The sequence below is a fragment of the Paenibacillus sp. D9 genome (assembly GCF_001188365.1).
Lineage (GTDB): Bacteria > Bacillota > Bacilli > Paenibacillales > Paenibacillaceae > Paenibacillus_O > Paenibacillus_O humicus.
Genome location: NZ_JZEJ01000001.1, coordinates 3645548 through 3663794, shown reverse-complemented (window position 1 = coordinate 3663794; position 18247 = coordinate 3645548). Strand labels below are relative to the sequence as shown.

The following is an 18247-nucleotide window of genomic DNA, read 5'->3' as shown; positions in this document are numbered from 1 at the left end:
CATACCGGCGAGTCTATGAAAGATGCGCTGAACTTGGATACGAAGCTCGGGTTTGAACCGATGCCGCAGTACGTTTTCTTAAAAAAAAATGTTGAGATGCACGTTCTCCGGAAATTGGGGTTTGGTGTATTATTACAAATAGAAACATGATATGGAATAAAACCCGTAATTTGATACAGGAGGGAACATGGCTACGAACGAGTACTATATGCCGACGGAATGGCGGATTAAAGGAGACATCTGGGAGGTTTTCGAAATCTGTTCGAATTTCCCGGACTATCAGAGATGGTGGCCCAGCGTGTACTTGAAGATCGATTCGGCCGGCAAAGATCTGGAGACCGGCGGCGAGGTGTACGCCATTCTGTCGAAGAGCAAGCTGCCGTACAAGCTGCGCTGGCAGTCCTGCAAAACGGGCGAGCAGGCGCCTCACAGCATTTCGCTGAAGGGCACAGGCGATTTGACCGGCCACGGCACGTGGACGTTTCAACAGGACGGCGATTACGTAAACGCGCGTTTCGATTGGTACGTGACTGCCGACAAGCCGCTGCTGAGATATCTGTCGCCAATTTTCAAGCCGTTGTTCCGGGCAAACCACTACTGGGCGATGGACCGGGGAAAAGAGAGCCTGGAACGAGAACTGGAGAGAAGACGCAAAGCGGGCATCTCCGATCCGGGCTGATTTGTCGGAGGAATATGTAAGGAGCTTGGCCTGGAAGGCCGGGCTTTTGGTGCATCTCATCCCAACAAGGAACCGACATCGTTTCACCAATCCTGCAGAGCCGTCGGGGACGTTCCCTGACGGTTTTTCTTTCGCAGTCGGTGACGGCTCGGTCAAAAGGAAGTGGCCGAGCTCGCGATAAAAGGCCTATTGTGGTACTCCGCAAGCCAATACCGGTGGTATCCCCACTTGTCGGCATGCGTGGCAAAATCCAGCGTGTTCCGGTATGATTCGGCTGGATCATACACGATGACATCGTGTTCCTCTTTTTTCTCGTCACCGCAGAATTAAATATCCCGGCAGGGCTTGTCGGCCAGATCCGCTGTCGGGAAGCTGTCGTACCCGATTGGTTCCGGCGTACAGTAAGTATCCTGATGCCATCTTAATCGTGTTTCTCCATCTTCGCATGCTTTTCCCATTGTTGAACAAACTAGTGAAGGTCTAATCATCCATAGGGAGGACATGCGCATGAACCCCAAGTATAAGCCATTATTTGAAGACTTTACGCTGCGAAGCGGCATCCGGGTGGACAATCGAATCGTCATGGCCCCCATGACGAACTGGTCGTCGAATGAGGACGGCACGGTGTCGGACACCGAGGTCGACTATTACATCCGTCGCGCCGGCGGCGTCGGCATGGTCGTGACCGCATGCACCTACGTCACCCGCAACGGCAAAGGGTTCGCCGGCGAATTCGGCGCCGACACCGACGACATGATTCCAAGCCTGCGGCGTCTTGCGTCCGCGATCAAGGAAAAAGGGGCTGTAGCGCTGCTGCAGATTTTCCACGGCGGGCGCCTGTGTCCGCCGGAGCTGGTGCCGAACGGAGATATCGTGAGTGCGAGCGACGTACCGTCGGAACAGAACGGGAATGTCAGGCCAAGGCCGCTTCAGGATGAAGAGATCGAAGCCATCGTGCGCGACTTCGGGGAGACGGCGCGGCGGGCGATTGAGGCGGGCTTCGACGGGGTGGAGATTCACGGCGCGAACGGATACCTGCTGCAGCAGTTTTTCTCGCCGCATACGAACCGCCGCGACGACCGCTGGGGCGGGGATCTGGCCAAACGGATGACGTTTCCGCTCGCGGTGGTGGAAGAGGTAAAGCGGGTCGTCGCCGAGCATGCCAAACGGCCGTTTGCCGTCGGATACCGCTTCTCGCCGGAAGAACCGGAGGAGAACGGCATCACGATGGACGACACGTTGAAGCTGGTCGACGCGCTTGCAGGCCGGGAGCTGGACTATCTCCATGTGTCGCTCATGGACTTCCGGTCCCAACCGCGGGTCGGGGCGGACGACAGCAAGTCGCGGCTGCAATGGATTGCGGATACGGCCGGCGGACGGACGCCCGTCATCGGCGTCGGCTCCGTGCATACACCCGAGGAAGCGCTGGAGGCGCTGTTGACGGGCGCAGCGCTGGTTGCCCTTGGCCGCGAGCTGATCATGGAGCCCGATTGGGTCGCTAAGGTCGCGGAAGACCGGGAGGCCGAGATCGCGACGACGCTCAGCAAGCAGGACCAGCGCCGGCTGGTCATTCCGGATCCGCTCTGGCAGGGCATCATGGGCGCACCGGGCTGGTTCCCGGTGGTGGACTGAACGCCTCGCCGCAGCCGGCATTTCCGTCATGCGTCCATTTTGGGATAAGCCGATGACAAAAACGGCTGTATGGCGGTGCTCACAGCTGCTGGGGTGGGCGGCGCTGTTGATCATCACGGTCATCTCCTCATTGACAGGAAATGGTGCAAGGGGAAGGCACGCATCCCAGGATTGCTTCAACAGGCGAAGCGTTTTCCCTTTGCGATTCAGCGCAAGATGAAGGCCGCGATCCAGGCTTCGCGCGGAAAGGCGAATAAGGCCCGGATCAACGCTCGTTTCTCGGGAAGCAGGAGCTTTATTTCTTCGTAACCCGTCAGCAACGCATGCAGGAGCGAGGGGTTGATCAGGTTCGGAAGTAACGTCTCCGTGGATGAGGGCCGCCGGAAGGTTTTTTCCTCGGCCAGCATGCTCATCACGGAGGGCTTCCGAAGAATAATCGCGGCGTCCTGATATAGCGTCATGCAATCATGCCCATGCCGTTTAAACCAATACGCCTCTCGCTTATCTTGCTTAAACCTCGTCAAGCGGCGCCCCAGGCGCAAGCAACCTTACTCCTCCGCTTCAAGCCTCCGATTTTCGATCCACTCCATCATGTAATAGGGTCTGCCTTGCCTCGCGGGTTGGCATCCATTTCGGCATATGCGGATAGGCGGCTTCTTTAAGGTAATCGACACTTCTCCCCTATATTTGACCGCCCGAGCAGCATGAAGACGTCGGCGTGGAAGAGTCTTTCAAGCTTTCCGCCAGCTCTTTATCCTTTACTTTTCCGAAGTGTTCCCGTGCTTTTCCGATTTGTTGGTTGGCTATTTTGATATGCGTCCCCACAGCATTCCCCTTCCCTTCTCTGTGAAATAAGCAATATATGAGCATGTGCCAAGCTGTGCCTGAGCGAATAACGAAAGCGCTTTGGGTTTATTTTCAGTGGACGTGAACGGGGTGCGGCGCCAGTCACATCATAGTGTCAGGGCCGCCGAGAATGAGATAGAATAAAAGCTATAAATCCCCAATAAAGGATGAGAAATATGACCCAGAGCGAACAATCCAGCCACAAGCCTGACGAGATCACGAAGGACGGGTCGTTCAAACGTCAGATCAATCGATTCACGACCCCGTTCGGGGATGGGCCCGGCGAGCTGCCGGTCGAAGCGGGGCGATACCGCCTGTTGTGGTCCGCGGCATGCCCGTGGGCCCATCGGTCCGTCATCGTCCGGCGCGTCCTCGGACTCGAGGATGCGATCAGCCTGGGAACCGTTAGTCCGATGAGGCCAAGGCTTCAGCGCGTGGACTGGGAATTCTCTTTGGACCCGGACGGCGTCGATCCGGTGCTCGGCATTCGGTATATGAGCGAGATTTACTTGATGACGGACCCGGATTACGAGGGCAGACCGACCGTGCCGGCGGTCGTGGACGTGAAGAAGCGGGAGGTCGCGAACAACGACTATTTCAAGCTGACCAACGATTTGGAGACGGCGTGGGCCCCCTATCACAAGCTGAATGCGCCCGATTTGTATCCGGAGCCTTTGCACGATCAGATCGTCGCCTTGAACGAGACCATCTTCCATGACATCAACAACGGCGTATACAAATGCGGCTTCGCCCGCTCCCAGGAGGCCTACGACGCAGCTTACGATACGCTGTTCGCCCGATTGGACGAGCTGGAGCAGAGGCTGTCGGAGCGCCGCTTTTTGCACGGGGATTACATCACGGACTCTGACGTCAGGCTGTATACGACGTTGGTCCGGTTCGATGCGGCTTACTATACCGCGTTCCGGACCAACCGCACCCTCATACGCGAGTTCAAACACTTGTGGGGGTATGCGCGCGACCTGTACCAGACCCCTGGATTCGGCGACACGACCGATTTCGACGCGATCAAGCGGCATTATCATCTGTCGATCACCATCGCGACGGACAAGCCGGAAGCAGGCATTTTGCCGAAAGGGCCGGACTTGGCCGTCTGGGATTCACCGCACGATCGGCATGTACTGAGCGGTCAGGAAGGAAAGTTTCTCATTCGCGTCTAACAGGAAGGAGTCGAAAACGATGAATCTACGCAACGCCGCAACGGGCGAGAGGAGCTACATTCGGCAACAAAGACTGGACGCCTACCGCGAGCACGCGAAGTCCATTCCGGACGCCCATTGGCAGGCGCTGGCGCGGGCGATCACGTCGGAAGCCGACACGCAGCCGGGCGTCGATCTCATCGTCGCCGAGGTCGACGGACTTATCGCAGGCAGCGTGGCGATGTTCCCGCCAGACACGGATGCATACGAGGGCCATGCCCTGAAGCTGGCCTATCCGGAGATCCGAATGCTCGCGGTGTCTCCCGAATATCGGGGGAAGGGCGTGGCATCGGCGCTGATCGCAGAATGCATCGGGCGGGCTAGAGCCAGAGGCTGCCGGTGGATCGGCCTGCATACCGGCGAGTTTATGAAGGACGCCCTTCAATTGTACGGGAGGCTTGGTTTCGAACACGTGCCGCAGTATGATTTTCAACCGGCGGACGATGGCATTACGGTAAAAGCGTTCAGGCTCTCGCTGGATGCCTGACTGGCCTGCGGACGGAGTGCTCGAGGAACCGACGGCAGGCAGCTTGCGTCACGTAGCCGATATGGGGCGTCGCCAGCACGTGGAGCAGATGGCGGTACGGATGCTCGGGCGGCAGCTGCTCGACGTCTTAGAGATCGAGGCCGGGACCCGCGATGCAGAGTTTTTTTCTTTTACGATTGACCCAGAGAGGGATACCGCTGAGGCACTTATAAAGTATTCGGAAAAATTAGAGGCCGACCCCAGTGGCTGGGATTTTCTGCGTGGGGAAGAGGCCGGCAATTTTGACATTCTAGTGATGAAAGATGAGGGAGGAACTTTATCACTTGTCAATTTACGCGGCTGCTATATGTTCCATGCCATCGTAACAGCCCGCAACCATTCAAGGCGCTGTTGAGAGCAATGCTGGGAGTAAAGTCTACTTCTACCAGCCGTAGACGGTATGGGAGGATAAGCATGAAGTTGAGTCATAGCTGTTCACCATCCATGGACCGGATGCTTGACCGACATGGCAAGCTGCTGGCGGAATTGTCCTCCTAAAAGGCTAACGGCGATTCAGCCCCATTTTGCAGGTGTGGGGTTGAATCGCCGTTTTTTTCTTACTCTTGATTATGTGCTGCTTCGTCCTTAACTTCCTCTTGAAAGCCTTTAATGCTTACTTTACGGCGTTCATTTTTTTCTTCGATTTGGTTGCGTTCCTCGCTGCTGATTTCAGAGGAGAATTCGTTTAAATATTCTTCAGCTTCATTCAGGTTTTGCTTTGTATTCTGAATACTTTGCTGTAAATGCTCCACATTATCTGCTCGATTATCCGGTTTTGCCATACGTTTATCGCCTCCTGGTAATTGAAGCGCTCGCTGGAGCACTAACAAGTAGCTTGTTCGCTAACGAACGGTTTTATGCATTATCTTTTGGATACCGATATAAGATATAATTCCTCCCGCCATTAGGACTTAGGCTGCCTTCCGACCCGTAAATGCCAACAAAATGGCAATATTTCTTTTAGGTATATGGAGGTAGTAAAAATCAAAATACAGCTTGTGAGGTTAAATGTGATGATTCTTACTCGATCTCTTGCGGATAATATTGTTCAGAAAACAAAGGAATTAACAGCATTGCATATGAACGTTATGGACGCTAATGGCATTATCATCAGCTCCAGCGATCATGAGCGAATAGGTACCTTTCACGAAGGAGCCGCAAAGGCTATCCAGAACGGTGTAGACCAGATCATAACCGAAGAGATCTATCAGAAAATGATAGGAACCAAACCAGGCATAAACATGCCTATACGCTTTGACGATATGGTCATAGGCGTTATCGGTATAACGGGCGATCCGGATCAAGTGCAGCCTTTCGGCAAAGCGGTTCAAATGATGACGGAGCTCATGCTGCAGCAAGCCTTCCTGAGTGAACAGGTCGGCAACGAGGAGAAGGCGCGCGACTTTCTGGTACAGGATTTGATCGCCGGGCAGAACGACCGTGGGCTCGATGCGGTGATAGCCAGAGGCCAGCTGCTTGGCGTTGATCTTACCCTTCCAAGAAGCGCATGGGTTATCCAAACCGAAAATAGCGATAAACAAACAGAAACGTTAGAGATTCATCGATCGCTCGTCCGCAAAATATCGAACCTGTTTCCAAACCCCCGACAAATCTTGTGCTCCCGGGTACAAAGGAACCGTTGGGTTATCATTACCGAAATGCAGCCTTTGACCGATCGAAGCCGATTTGAGTCGATCTCGAACCAAATCCGGAAATTGATCTCGGAGCGGATGAGCACCAAAGCTTATCTTACGGTAGGACGACAGGTACCCGGCGCAGATGCCCTGCACGTTTCCTACAAAGAGGCGCTAACCCTTTTGAAAATAAACCGGCTGTTTCCTGAAAACGCCGCCGTCAAGCATTTTTACGATCTCGGTCTTGAGCTCATGTGTGCCGAAGTAAATGCCTCCACGAGGGCGCATATTATTGACCGATCGCTGGGCGCTCTTCCCGATTTCCCGGATTTGATGGAGACGTTGAACGCATTTCTCAACTGCAGCTTAAATATTGCTTCTGCGGCGAAGATGCTCTGCATTCACAGAAATACGCTGCTGTATCGATTGGATCGAATCAAAGAGATATCGGGCAACAATCCTAGAAACTTCGATCAAGCGGCCCAGATGCATGTGGCGCTTCTTCTCGTACGCATGAAATAAGGTTAATTAAAGGACTGTTCAGCAACCACTTTTTATACAATATATATAAAAGATTGAATTGAAAGCGCTATCTAATTTGTATATTTTATATATTGCAACAAAATCAGCACATTCTATAATGAAATTGAGCATCGGAAGGGAAAGGAAATTATCGATATGAGTCTTTATGATTTGTCACGGCAAGAGGGCTTCTTAGATGAGATTGTGATGATACTTCATGAAGAAACCGGACAAAACGTTAATCTGATGGGTGCTGGGGGTGTTATTCTATCCACGACGAGACCGGAAAGAAAAGGGACGGTTCATGAAGGCGCCAAAAAAATTATGGAAGGCCTCCTGAATGAAGCTATGATAACGGAAGAAGACGCACTTCGAATGGAGGGCGTCCGACCCGGATGCAATCTCCCCATTGAGTTCGATGGCCATCGTGTGGGTGTCATCGGGATGACGGGTAATCCGCAAGAAATGCGCCCGGTGGTTAGAGTTGCCGTAAGGACTGTTATTCTATGGCTTCGGAATTATCAGCAAGCTGTTACGCGGAACAGGACTTCTTCCAACGCCTTCTCGCTGCTGCAAAATATGGCTGCCTCCATTGAGGAAATCACGGCAAGCTCAGAGGATTTCGTATCCGCCAGTGCAGCCGCTTCTGAAGAGGTACGGACTGGCAGCGAGCATGTCAACAATGTTGGTGAGGTTCTGACGATAATCAATGAAATCGCGGACCAAACCAATCTGATCGGCCTGAATGCCGCTATTGAAGCTGCAAGAGCCGGAGAAGCCGGAAGAGGCTTTGAGGTCGTCGCATCCGAAATACGTAAGCTGGCCCAAAAGAGTCAGAAATCCGTAAAAGAGATTCAACACGCTCTTACCCAAGTCCAAAATAGGTTCCGCAACATCGAGAAGCAAGTTAAAGCGAATGAAATCACGGCTAACGATCAAGCTGCAGCCCTGCAGGATGTCGCGAAGCATGTGGTTCATATTGAACAGCTGATGGAGGAACTGGATCAAGGAGACATCAAATGAGAATTATCATCGCGCCCGATTCATTTAAAGGCAGCCTGTCGGCAAAAGAAGCCGCATTCGCCATAAAAGCAGGGATTCGCAAAGCGCTTCCTGAAAGCGCTATCTTCATCGCGCCTATGGCTGACGGAGGCGAGGGCACCATGGATTGTTTGGTCGAGCAGACCAACGGTACTACGGTGTCGGCTAACGTCTTGAATCCATTAGGCTTGGAGATACGTTCGGGCTTCGGAGTTTCAGGCGACACGGTTACCTGCATCATCGAACTGGCTATGGCATCCGGTCTGTTCTTGATCGGTGAAGAAGAACGCAACCCGATGCTTACGACCACCTATGGTTTCGGCCAATTGATTCGTGCAGGTCTTGATTCTGGCTGCCGGAAATTTATACTCGGACTCGGCGGTAGTGCGACCAACGACGGCGGCGCCGGTATGTTGCAGGCGCTGGGCGTAAAATTGCTCGACGAGGACGGCAAAGAGCTGCCTTATGGCGGCGGAAGTTTAGGGCGTTTGGCGCATATCGATTTGACGGATCTGGATCCGCGGCTGAAGGAATCGACCTTTACGGTAGCTTGCGATGTCGATAATCCTTTTATCGGCCCGAATGGCGCCTCCTATGTTTTCGGACCGCAGAAGGGCGCCACTGCCGAAATGGCATACGAACTTGACTGCAATCTTCATCATTACGCCGACATCTTGAAATCGTCTACCGGTGTGGCGATCCACAATGTTCCGGGCGCCGGTGCAGCCGGGGGTGTGGCTGGCGCAATCATAGCTGTCCTTGGCGGCAAACTTCAGTCGGGCTTCGATATCGTGGCTGAAACGACTAACCTCGAAGAATATGTACAAGGATCCGACCTGGTTATTACAGGTGAAGGACAGACCGACTTTCAAACCGCCCGGGGAAAAACGCCATGCGGTGTTGCGAGAATCGCCCGAAAACACGGCGTACCTGTCATCGTCCTATCCGGTTCTATAGGTAAGGGCATCGATGCCTTATATCAAGAAGGCGTCCATGCGGTAGTCAGCATCATGAACCGCCCTATGTCTCTTTCAGAAGCGATGGAACAAGCAGCCGAGCTGCTCGAACAACAAGCCGAACAACTTATTCGTATCTACATGATCGGGAGGTAATAGCAGTGGGAGCTGACGGGTTTACTCAAGAAGCCATAAATTTAGGACCTATTCTACTAGGCCTTCTACTTGTATGTATTGTATTCATTGTATACGCGACAGCAAGATGGAAGCTCCATCCCTTCATTTCCATCGTGGCCGCTACATACATCCTGGCTTTGGGCACGAACCTGCTCGCCAAATTGAACGGTATAGAGGGTCCTCTAATCAAAGACATTGGGGCTACTCTGACCAGCGGATTCGGCGGAATTATAACAAGCATTGGTCTCGTTATCATCTTCGGAACGATGATTGGAAAGATTCTAGAGAAATCTGGCGCGGCGGTTAAAATGGCCGACGTTGTCCTTAGACTGCTGGGTGACCGCCATCCAGCTGTTGCAATGTCCATTATCGGCTGGATCGTGTCCATTCCCGTCTTTTGCGATTCCGGATATGTCATCCTCTCTTCCCTGAAGAAATCATTGGCGAAGAAGACGGGAGTCAGTGTCGTTACGCTGGGCGTTGCCCTGTCAACCGGTTTATACGCCACTCATACGCTTGTCCCCCCTACTCCAGGCCCTATCGCGGCCGCAACGAATGTCGGAATCGGTCCGGACGGACTATTCTGGGTCATCGTAATCGGCCTTTTCGTTTCCATCCCGGTTGCATTGGCAGGCCATATATGGGCTCGTACAGTCGCTTCCAAGCTGCCTTCCAACCTTGATGAAGCAACGGAAACATTCGAAGAGTACAAACAGCGCTTCGGCAAACTGCCGTCGGCAACGGCAGCGTTCGCTCCTTTGCTTGTCCCTATCGTTTTGCTGGCTCTGGGTTCATTCGCCAACTTCCCTGTGGGAACGGATGCCGAAGGGAACAAAGAATTGCTGATGAGCGGTTTTGCCTATACGTTCTTCACATTTGTCGGCGCACCCGTGAACGCTCTCTTTATCGGGTTGCTGCTCGCCATGTTCTGGCTTCTTCCGAAGCGCAACGAAGAAACCCTTACCAAATGGATGAGCGAAGGCCTTCTGGACTCCGCGATCATCATCATGATTACGGGAGCAGGCGGCGCATTGGGCGCAGTCATCCGCGCAACCCCGATTGCGGATTACGTGAAGACGCTTATTGGCGGCAACAGCGCAATGGTCGGTGCGGGAGCACTTCTCTTCGTCTTTATTATCGCTGCTCTCCTGAAAACCGCTCAAGGCAGCTCGACGGCTTCACTGGTTATCACATCGACTCTCGTCATGCCCATGATTCCGTCACTGGGGCTCGATACGATGATGGGATCGGTGCCGATCGGGCAAATGTTGACGGTAATGGCGATTGGATGCGGTGCGATGGTCGTAAGCCATGTTAACGATTCCTACTTCTGGGTTGTATCCCAGTTCTCCGGGATGAACCTGAATACCGCCTATCGCGCCCAAACCATGGCGACATTGGTTCAAGGCCTGGTCGGTATTGTCGTCGTTGTGATTATGGGGCTGTTCTTCCTGTAAGGACTACGCCTGTTGTTAAAAGTGATGCAGGAAGAATAGTACTATTAAAGCAGTGCTTTAGGGCTCCCTACACCGGCATGCTCGTCGAAAATACCGTGCATGGAATGTATGATCATCACTCTCCATTTCCATAATAGAAGCATGCATGCAAGTTCAAGGCGTGCCATAACAGGAGGGTGATTATGAAGGCTGTAACTTTCAATGGCATGAAGGACATGCAGGTGAAGCAGGTCGCTGATCCGACGATTCAGAAAAAGGACGGGATTATCGTCAGGATCACCTCGACCGCCATTTGCGGTTCCGATCTCCATATATACCAGGGGGCGATTCAAGCCCAAACCGGATACGTGGTCGGACATGAACCGATGGGCATCGTCGAAGATGTGGGCCCTGAGGTGACAAAGGTCAAAAAAGGGGACCGGGTTGTGCTCCCGTTCAATATTTCTTGCGGCAGCTGTCATTACTGCCAGCATGAAATGGAAAGCCAATGCGACAACTCCAACCCCAACCCTCAAGTGGATACGGGAGGTTACTTTGGGTTTACCGAACGTTACGGGAATTATCCGGGCGGACAAGCCGAATTGCTTTACGTGCCGTACGGCAATTTCATGCCGTTCGTTATTCCGGAGTCATGCGAATTGGAGGATGAGAAGCTCCTGTTCCTGTCCGACGTTCTGCCGACGGCCTATTGGAGCGTGGACAACGGCGGCGTGAAGCAGGGGGATACGGTGGTGGTGCTCGGCTGCGGCCCCGTCGGCTTGATGGCGCAAAAATTCGCCTGGATGAAAGGGGCCAAACGGGTCATCGCAGTCGACAATCTCCCGTACCGGCTGAACCATGCCAAAAAAATGAATAAAGTCGAAATCTTCAACTTTGAAGATTTCACAGACATGGGGCTGCATATAAAAGAAATAACAGGCGGGGGTGCGGATGTCGTCATCGATTGCGTCGGAATGGACGGCAAGAAGACGCCATTGGAGGAGGAGGAGCAGAAGGCCAAGCTGGTTGGCGGAACGCTCAGCCCGATCAACATCGCGATGAATGCGGTGCGGAAATTCGGCACAATTCAGATTACAGGGGTATACGGTTCTAAATACAACCAGTTCATGTTCGGAAACATTTGGGAACGAAACGTGAAGCTGACCATGGGACAGGCGCCCGTCATTCATTACATGCCGATGCTGTATAAAAAAATTATGGCAGGCGAGTTCGATCCGACGGAGATCATCACGCATAAAGTGCCGCTCGATCAGGCGCATGACGCGTACAACACCTTTTACAACCATGCGGACGAATGCATTAAATTTGTCCTGAAGCCTTAAATGACGGCAATGAGAAGAGGGGCTGTGCCACGGGGAATTGTATCCTGGGGGACAGCCCCGTGTGTTTAGCCGATCTTTCGTCAATATTGGCGGGACCTAGTTTCGTTATAGGGCTAAAACCGCCAGGTTTACAGCAAGCCCCCGGAAGACCCGATCCGCGCCTTTGGATAGGTTGCGTAAGCCCGCACCGCCGCTTTCGCAACCTCCATGTCGTTTGCGACCGTACTGCCGCTTGCGCCGACCGCTCCGACGATTCTTCCTTCGTACGCCAACGGAATCCCCCCTCCAAACACGACCACGCGTCCGTGGTTGGTCGTATTGATCCCGTACAGCTCCCCGTTCGGGACCGCCAACGGAGCAAGGTTCGCCGTGGGCATTTTTAGCGCTACCGCCGTCCATGCCTTATTAAGGGCGATGTCGACACTGGCCAGCCAGGCATGGTCCATCCGATGAGAAGCAACGAAATTCCCGCCATCGTCTACGATGGCGATCACTTCCGCGATCCCGAGCTCCCTTGCCCGGAGTTCCGCTGCGTGAATCAACACTTTGGCGACTTCCAGTGTGATTTTCAACATCTGTGTCCTCTCCCTCTCGACTGATTCGATACATGATATGAATCATGCGCTTTAGGTATGCTTTCGATCCCGTCATCATAGCATTCGTACATCCATGAATGGAGCGGGTAAATTTCCGCTTCTTTTCTTGCTCTCATGCGAAGATGTCGGGTTTCCTTTTTTTGGTAACCTGGGCATCTATGTCGGCGAGCAGTCCGGAAAAACGAAATTGGCTCTTTCGAAATCAATGCGAACTTTTTGAAATTGTTCCACGGAAAGAAAGCACTCTAACGAATGAGGTGAAAGAATGGTAAAAGCATTGGAGAATGTCCATGTTATCATTACCGGTGCCTCCGACGGCTTAGGTTATGCCATGGCAGAAGCCCTTCTTGATAAAGGGGCAAAAGTAGCAGTAGCATCCCGTCCAGGGCCAAAATTAACTGAAGCCGTAAAAAAACTTAAAGAAAAGGGATATGCGACTGTTTTTGAACTTCCACTGGATGTGAGATCAGAGGGATCGGTAGAAGATGCGGTGAAATGGGTAAAAACGGAATGGGGGAAAATGGATGTCCTTGTAAACAATGCCGGCATCGGGATGCGAACGGTCAACCCGCGTTTTCTGGCGGATCCGCAACCCTTTTACAAGGTAACGCCGGCAGGCTTCCGGGATCTTATCGAAACCAATCTCACCGGTTATTTTCTGGTAGCGCGAGGATTCACCCCACTCATGATCGAACAAGGAAAAGGGCGAATCATCAACATTTCCATGAATCATGAGACCATGAAAAGAAAGGGTTTTGTTCCGTACGGTCCGTCGCGCGCCGCAACAGAATCGCTGTCGGCGATCATGGCGGAGGATCTGAGGGAAGTTGGAATTTCGGTCAACCTGTTGCTTCCGGGCGGAGCAACGGCGACAGGAATGATTCCGGATGATCTGCGCAGCGAGATCGAGGCGAAATTCCGGCTGATGCAGCCGGAGGTTATGGCGGAGCCTATTGTCTTTTTGGCTTCACCGGAAGCGGAGGGCATTACGGGGGAACGCATTGTGGCCTCCGAATTTGAAAGCTGGTTAAAGGATAAAAGTGAAAAATCAACTCATTGAAATAATCGCCTCTCAGCATCAAGTCATTGGAATCGAAAAAGTGCAATTAACGCACGTCGCTCGTGCGGTTAACCTATATGGAACCCTTTCAAGGGTACTCAGAAATGTATTGAAGCCGACTACAACCAGCAGTCGGCTTATTTCTTCTCTTATTGGGCAATGGAATTCTATTCTGTGCTTTTCCAAGAACAGATGTTCAAACAAAATTCTCTAGAACAACCTTGCCAATCGTCCTATTGCTCTCCAATAGCTTGTGGGCTTGGCGAAGATGCTCTGCTGAGATCGGTCCAAGCACTTCGGAGAGCGTCGTCTTCAATTGTTGATGATCCACAGCATCAGCTATCAGATTGAGCAGCAAGTGTTGCTCGATCATATCATCCGTTTCATAAAGCGAGCGAGTAAACATAAACTCCCACACGAAGGTGGCGCTTTTTTGCTTAAGCAAATTGAGGTTGAGCGGAGAGGCAGGATCATCAATTGCGCAAACGACTCCTTGGGGAGAAACGGCTTCGCTGATGCCGGCCCAGTGTTTTTCCAAAGCATTCAGGCAGAAAATATACGGCACGCTTGAAAACCCAATCGCTTCAAGCTGCGGAAGGAGCGGCTCATGGTGGTTAATGGTATAGTCGGCGCCCATTGATTTAACCCAATCGACGGTTTCCGGCCGGGAAGCAGTCCCGATTACAATGAGCCCCGCTTGTTTTGCAAGCTGGATGGCAATGGACCCTACACCCCCAGCTGCCCCGATGATAAGCAGGGATTTTCCTTTGTTGGCGTCCGAATCCGGAGAGATCGACATTCGGGTAAATAATGCTTCCCAAGCTGTGATAGAGGTTAAAGGAAGAGCCGCCGCTTCCGCGAAATTCAATGAAGCTGGCTTGCGCCCTACAATCCGCTCATCAACGAGATGGTATTCACTGTTTCCGCCTTGTCTTGCAATGCTGCCCGCATAAAAAACTTCATCCCCCGGACGGAACAAAGAGCAGTCCGGTCCGACCTCTTCAACAATTCCTGCAACATCCCAACCTAGAATTTTAGGAACTTCTTCAACTCTGTCTTTAGGCGCACGTACCTTCGTGTCAACCGGATTGACCGATATGGCGATGACTTTGACCAAGATGTCACGGCCCATCGCTCTCGGTTTCTCCACAACTACATCTACTAAGCTAGCTGGATTTTCAATTGGAAGGTATCGAGTTAGTCCTACCGCCTTCATTGTAGCCATAATAAACCACATCCTTTCGTTCCTAGTATACCCTTTGCAAGGTAATGACTAAAACACGGTTCGCCGTTACAAACAGCGCGGGGAACCATACCAAGAAGAGAAAATATCACATTCTTATTTTTAACCTTTAATAGGACCGTAATTAATTGTGTGCCGCCGTATTGCCTTAAGGGAAGCTGTAAACATAAGGAGAAAAAAGGATCGGCCGGTTTTGACCTATTTTAGCGGAGTAATTTCTGCCAATAGTTCATAGGAATGAAGGCGGGCCTTATGATCGTAGATCTGGGCGATTGCCATGATTTCATCGGCTTGACTTTCTTCCAGAAACTTTTCCAGCTTTTCTTTTACGATTTGAGGACTGCCGACAATCGAAGTTCCTAATTGATTCTGAAGGGCAGCGATTTCATTGCCGCTCGCTATATCATTCATATTGTCCACTGGCGGCTGCAAGGGGACTTCCTTCCCGCGCATCAAATTCAAGAATTGCTGCTGCAATGTTGTAGCGAGCCGCTCAGCTTCTTGATCGGTGTCGGCCGCAATGATGTTTAGCCCTACCATTGCATGCGGCTTGTCCAGTACTTTAGAAGGCTTGAACGAACGGCGGTACAGCTGGATAGCCGGCAGTGTGTTATGCGGGGAGAAATGGCTCGCAAATGCAAACGGCAGTCCAAGCTCTCCTGCCAGCTGGGCGCTGAATCCGCTTGAACCCAACAGCCAGACAGGTATGTTTAATCCCTCACCCGGAATTGCTTTGACATGACTATATTGTGCCGGGGAAGGGTCAAAGTAATTCCGGAGCTCGGCCAGCTGCTCAGGAAAATCATCGCCTGAACTTCTCAAGTCGCGTCTTAATGCACGTGCGGTAAGCTGATCAGTGCCTGGCGCACGGCCCAAGCCAAGATCAATACGTCCTGGATATAAGGATTCCAGAGTACCGAATTGCTCAGCAATAACAAGAGGTGCATGATTCGGCAGCATAATGCCGCCTGAACCTACCCGGATTTTTGATGTTCCTGCGGCAACATGGGAAATGACTACCGATGTTGCAGAGCTGGCGATAAATGGCATATTGTGATGCTCAGCGAGCCAGTATCGGTTATACCCCAGCTTTTCGGCGAGGCGGGCCAGCTCCAAAGTATGGCGAAAGGAATCAGCCGGCGTACTTCCAGCTGCAATTGGAGACAGATCCAGGACCGAGAATGGAATATCCGTAAGTTGTTTTCTATTATTTTCAGGCATATGCTCATCTTCTTTCTTTGTCTTCTTATACGGCTTCAATTTAAATCACATGAACTCAACTGATTTAATATCTGCTGAAAATACATCCTTTATTAAACTAGACCCTGTTTAATTTACGGCAGCCTGAGCCAAAATTTCATAAGAGCGCAGCCTTGCCTTATGATCAAAAATCTCAGTATGAGCCATGATTTCATCAGCGCCAGTCTTTTCTATCAACTCATGGAGCTGCTGCTTCACACCTGCAGGGTCCCCGATGATGGAGGTGAATAGCTGTTCTTCAACAGCCCTGCGTTCATTATCGTTCCAAAGCTCGTCCATATGATCAACAGGAGGCAAGATGGGCGAGGGCTGTCCGCGGGTCAACAAAAGAAATTTTTGATACATCGAAGTGGCAAGCCTTTGTGCCTCCTGTTTCTCATCAGCAGCCACCGCCTGAACGGATAACAGTACATAAGGCTCTTCCCAAAATGGAGACGGACGGAAAGAATCACGGTACAGTTGGATGGCCTCCATCATGTTGCCTGGAGCAAAATGTCCCGCGAAAGAGAAAGGCAACCCGAGTAATCCAGCCAATTGGGCACTATAGGACCCGGAACCTAACAGCCAAATCGGCACATTTGTTTTTTCGCCGGGAATGGCGTGAAAGCGAAAGGAACCATCCTTAGTGGCTGTTCCTGTACCATAAAGATAAGCGATAAGCTCATGGAGCTTGGCATCAAAATCAGGTTCACCAGCAACCCGCTGCCGTAAGACATTTGCGGTATATGGGTCGGTGCCGGGTGCCCGCCCCAATCCAAGGTCGATCCGGCCGGGGAAGAAGGTTTCCAATGTTCCAAATTGCTCCGCCACGGAAAGAGGGGAATAATGGGAAAGCAGCATTGCGCCTGACCCAATACGCATTTTTTCCGTGACAGAGGCTACTCGTCCAATGACAATCGGGGATGCTGAGCTCGCCATTCCTGCCCAGTTATGATGTTCAGCAAGCCAAAACCGTTTATATCCCCATTGTTCTGTTTTCTTTGCGAGATCAAGCGTGTTTTGAAGGGAAAGCTCGGCTGATCCTCCCTCGACAATTGGGGAGGGATCGAGTACGGAAAGGTCTATTTTCTTTGTCATACATTTTTCTCCTTCTATACAATCAACTTCTTAAAGCTGGCCGGTACCTTTATGGGTTGGAAAGTAGGGTAAAACAAATTCTCCAAGCTCCTGAATGACTTCCTCTGGAGGGCGTTTGGAAAAATACAGAACAAACGCCAAATGGTTGACGCCAATCGTTTGAAACTGATGAAGCAGATCGACCAAACGGTTTCTTCCCACGGAATAGCCTAAAGGTATGGGAACAGGCATTTCATCGGGATTTTCCGATAAATCGATGAATAAGCTTTGAGAGAAGGGTTTAAACTCTCCTGGAGCATAACCATCAGTTAAAGCACGATAATCCTGGATAAGCTGAGCCTGTTCATTCATGCTGCGCGGGTATTGAAGCCACCCATCCCCATTCCTGGCAATCCAATTGATGGACTGATTGCTGAATCCCGTCACCATGGTCGGAATCGAAGATACAGGCTTTGGGATTAACCTCATATCTGTACCATCGATCAGCCCGGCGCGGCTGTGGATTGTCGGCTGATCCTCTTTCAACAGCCGGTCGAGAATTTCGAAATTTTCTTTAAATAACGGACCGCTTTCCTGCTTAGATATCCCTAAAGCGGTAAAGTCTTTTTCCCTGTCCCCTGAGGCCACTCCCATAATCAATCGACCTGGGAACAATTGATCGATCGATGCCGCTTCCTTGGCTACCCTGACGGGGTGGCGCAAAGGGAGAACCACACTTCCTGTCACTAACGCAATGTGCTTCGTATAAGCAGCAAGATAGGTCAAATAAATCCATAAATCGTACTTTTGGCCGTTATCATCAATATTCAAATTCTGCATCGTAATATCGCGGAGCCATAATGAAGCAAAGCCATATTCCTCCATTTTACGGGCAAGCTCCAGCTGATTCTCCATAATCGGATTTTTAGACATCCTGGCAGTCGGGAGGATAAATCCGAGTGTCATTTTGCCTTTCCGGTACATGCTGTTATAGGCGCGATGATGTTGAAAACTCACCCTTGG

General features: G+C 51.6%; 18 protein-coding genes and 1 pseudogene. 11 read left to right on the top strand and 8 right to left on the bottom strand.

The features are described from left to right. The first annotated feature begins 187 nt into the window (after window positions 1-187). On the top strand, window positions 188-679 hold the full coding sequence (locus tag VE23_RS16435; RefSeq protein ID WP_021877645.1) for an SRPBCC family protein: 492 nt from the start codon (window positions 188-190) through the stop codon (window positions 677-679). Window positions 680-837: 158 nt separating this feature from the next. On the opposite strand, the pseudogene VE23_RS27440 reads toward VE23_RS16435, so the two are convergent. After that, window positions 838-957, bottom strand: a pseudogene (locus VE23_RS27440) (LLM class flavin-dependent oxidoreductase); the annotation flags it as partial. 229 nt (window positions 958-1186) lie between these two features. Between VE23_RS27440 and VE23_RS16430 the strand changes: the two are divergent. Then, window positions 1187-2311 carry an NADH-dependent flavin oxidoreductase gene (locus VE23_RS16430; RefSeq protein ID WP_049868590.1) on the top strand — a complete coding sequence of 375 codons (1125 nt, stop codon included), beginning with the start codon at window positions 1187-1189 and terminating at the stop codon, window positions 2309-2311. A 206-nt stretch (window positions 2312-2517) separates the two neighbouring features. Here VE23_RS16430 and VE23_RS16425 read toward each other — a convergent pair whose 3' ends face one another. Continuing rightward, window positions 2518-2724, bottom strand: a complete 207-nt coding sequence (locus tag VE23_RS16425) for a hypothetical protein (protein ID WP_157053981.1) — start codon at window positions 2722-2724, stop codon at window positions 2518-2520. 609 nt (window positions 2725-3333) lie between these two features. On the opposite strand from VE23_RS16425, the gene VE23_RS16420 reads away from it, so the two are divergent. The 3 genes from VE23_RS16420 (at window position 3334) to VE23_RS16410 (ending at window position 5255) form a co-directional block, all read left to right on the top strand. Next, complete coding sequence (locus tag VE23_RS16420; RefSeq protein WP_049868589.1) at window positions 3334-4335, top strand: glutathione S-transferase family protein; 1002 nt, start codon at window positions 3334-3336, stop codon at window positions 4333-4335. 19 nt (window positions 4336-4354) lie between these two features. Continuing rightward, window positions 4355-4861, top strand: a complete 507-nt coding sequence (locus VE23_RS16415; protein ID WP_049868588.1) for a GNAT family N-acetyltransferase — start codon at window positions 4355-4357, stop codon at window positions 4859-4861. A gap of 88 nt (window positions 4862-4949) precedes the next feature. Beyond that, window positions 4950-5255: an SCO family protein gene (locus tag VE23_RS16410; protein WP_232317077.1), complete on the top strand. Its 306-nt coding sequence runs from the start codon at window positions 4950-4952 to the stop codon at window positions 5253-5255. A gap of 202 nt (window positions 5256-5457) precedes the next feature. On the opposite strand, the gene tlp is transcribed toward VE23_RS16410, so the two are convergent. Beyond that, window positions 5458-5682 (bottom strand): small acid-soluble spore protein Tlp, encoded by a 225-nt coding sequence (gene tlp, locus VE23_RS16405; protein WP_048748327.1) that lies wholly within the window; start codon window positions 5680-5682, stop codon window positions 5458-5460. A gap of 231 nt (window positions 5683-5913) precedes the next feature. Between tlp and VE23_RS16400 the strand changes: the two genes are divergently transcribed. From VE23_RS16400 to VE23_RS16380, 5 genes are all read left to right on the top strand, one after another. Then, on the top strand, window positions 5914-7056 hold the full coding sequence (locus VE23_RS16400) for a CdaR family transcriptional regulator (RefSeq protein ID WP_198156185.1): 1143 nt from the start codon (window positions 5914-5916) through the stop codon (window positions 7054-7056). A gap of 156 nt (window positions 7057-7212) precedes the next feature. Next, window positions 7213-8079, top strand: a complete 867-nt coding sequence (locus tag VE23_RS27655) for a methyl-accepting chemotaxis protein (protein WP_049868585.1) — start codon at window positions 7213-7215, stop codon at window positions 8077-8079. Continuing rightward, a complete protein-coding gene (locus tag VE23_RS16390) occupies window positions 8076-9209 on the top strand; it encodes a glycerate kinase (RefSeq protein WP_049868584.1) in 1134 nt (377 codons plus the stop codon). Before VE23_RS27655 ends, VE23_RS16390 begins: the two co-directional genes overlap by 4 nt. Window positions 9210-9259: 50 nt before the next feature. Beyond that, window positions 9260-10687: a GntP family permease gene (locus VE23_RS16385; protein ID WP_084781725.1), complete on the top strand. Its 1428-nt coding sequence runs from the start codon at window positions 9260-9262 to the stop codon at window positions 10685-10687. A gap of 182 nt (window positions 10688-10869) precedes the next feature. Next, window positions 10870-12009 (top strand): zinc-dependent alcohol dehydrogenase, encoded by a 1140-nt coding sequence (locus VE23_RS16380; protein ID WP_048748740.1) that lies wholly within the window; start codon window positions 10870-10872, stop codon window positions 12007-12009. Between the two features lie 128 nt (window positions 12010-12137). Here the strand turns inward: VE23_RS16380 and VE23_RS16375 are convergent, their stop codons facing one another. Beyond that, window positions 12138-12584 carry a GlcG/HbpS family heme-binding protein gene (locus tag VE23_RS16375; protein WP_048748741.1) on the bottom strand — a complete coding sequence of 149 codons (447 nt, stop codon included), beginning with the start codon at window positions 12582-12584 and terminating at the stop codon, window positions 12138-12140. A 286-nt stretch (window positions 12585-12870) separates the two neighbouring features. On the opposite strand from VE23_RS16375, the gene VE23_RS16370 reads away from it, so the two are divergent. After that, the gene (locus VE23_RS16370) at window positions 12871-13665 is read left to right on the top strand and encodes an SDR family NAD(P)-dependent oxidoreductase (protein ID WP_048748742.1); all 795 of its coding nucleotides are present in this window, start codon (window positions 12871-12873) and stop codon (window positions 13663-13665) included. A gap of 196 nt (window positions 13666-13861) precedes the next feature. Here the strand turns inward: VE23_RS16370 and VE23_RS16365 are convergent, their stop codons facing one another. The 4 genes from VE23_RS16365 to VE23_RS16350 all read right to left on the bottom strand — a co-directional run bounded on the left by VE23_RS16365 (window position 13862) and on the right by VE23_RS16350 (window position 18241). Next, complete coding sequence (locus tag VE23_RS16365) at window positions 13862-14890, bottom strand: zinc-binding alcohol dehydrogenase family protein (RefSeq protein WP_048748744.1); 1029 nt, start codon at window positions 14888-14890, stop codon at window positions 13862-13864. Between the two features lie 216 nt (window positions 14891-15106). Further along, window positions 15107-16129: an LLM class flavin-dependent oxidoreductase gene (locus VE23_RS16360; RefSeq protein WP_049868582.1), complete on the bottom strand. Its 1023-nt coding sequence runs from the start codon at window positions 16127-16129 to the stop codon at window positions 15107-15109. 108 nt (window positions 16130-16237) lie between these two features. After that, complete coding sequence (locus VE23_RS16355; protein ID WP_049868581.1) at window positions 16238-17245, bottom strand: LLM class flavin-dependent oxidoreductase; 1008 nt, start codon at window positions 17243-17245, stop codon at window positions 16238-16240. A 30-nt stretch (window positions 17246-17275) separates the two neighbouring features. After that, the gene (locus VE23_RS16350; protein WP_084781548.1) at window positions 17276-18241 is read right to left on the bottom strand and encodes a TIGR03571 family LLM class oxidoreductase; all 966 of its coding nucleotides are present in this window, start codon (window positions 18239-18241) and stop codon (window positions 17276-17278) included. Window positions 18242-18247: the final 6 nt, after the last annotated feature.

Coding starts and splice junctions, on each gene's coding strand:
- VE23_RS16400 (WP_198156185.1), top strand. CDS start 5,914: ATGATTCTTACTCGATCTCTTGCGGATAATATTGTTCAGAAAACAAAG.
- VE23_RS16360 (WP_049868582.1), bottom strand. CDS start 16,129: ATGCCTGAAAATAATAGAAAACAACTTACGGATATTCCATTCTCGGTC.
- VE23_RS16415 (WP_049868588.1), top strand. CDS start 4,355: ATGAATCTACGCAACGCCGCAACGGGCGAGAGGAGCTACATTCGGCAA.
- VE23_RS16380 (WP_048748740.1), top strand. CDS start 10,870: ATGAAGGCTGTAACTTTCAATGGCATGAAGGACATGCAGGTGAAGCAG.
- VE23_RS16375 (WP_048748741.1), bottom strand. CDS start 12,584: ATGTTGAAAATCACACTGGAAGTCGCCAAAGTGTTGATTCACGCAGCG.
- tlp (WP_048748327.1), bottom strand. CDS start 5,682: ATGGCAAAACCGGATAATCGAGCAGATAATGTGGAGCATTTACAGCAA.
- VE23_RS16435 (WP_021877645.1), top strand. CDS start 188: ATGGCTACGAACGAGTACTATATGCCGACGGAATGGCGGATTAAAGGA.
- VE23_RS27655 (WP_049868585.1), top strand. CDS start 7,213: ATGAGTCTTTATGATTTGTCACGGCAAGAGGGCTTCTTAGATGAGATT.
- VE23_RS16410 (WP_232317077.1), top strand. CDS start 4,950: ATGGCGGTACGGATGCTCGGGCGGCAGCTGCTCGACGTCTTAGAGATC.
- VE23_RS16420 (WP_049868589.1), top strand. CDS start 3,334: ATGACCCAGAGCGAACAATCCAGCCACAAGCCTGACGAGATCACGAAG.
- VE23_RS16370 (WP_048748742.1), top strand. CDS start 12,871: ATGGTAAAAGCATTGGAGAATGTCCATGTTATCATTACCGGTGCCTCC.
- VE23_RS16430 (WP_049868590.1), top strand. CDS start 1,187: ATGAACCCCAAGTATAAGCCATTATTTGAAGACTTTACGCTGCGAAGC.
- VE23_RS16365 (WP_048748744.1), bottom strand. CDS start 14,890: ATGGCTACAATGAAGGCGGTAGGACTAACTCGATACCTTCCAATTGAA.
- VE23_RS16355 (WP_049868581.1), bottom strand. CDS start 17,245: ATGACAAAGAAAATAGACCTTTCCGTACTCGATCCCTCCCCAATTGTC.
- VE23_RS16425 (WP_157053981.1), bottom strand. CDS start 2,724: ATGAGCATGCTGGCCGAGGAAAAAACCTTCCGGCGGCCCTCATCCACG.
- VE23_RS16390 (WP_049868584.1), top strand. CDS start 8,076: ATGAGAATTATCATCGCGCCCGATTCATTTAAAGGCAGCCTGTCGGCA.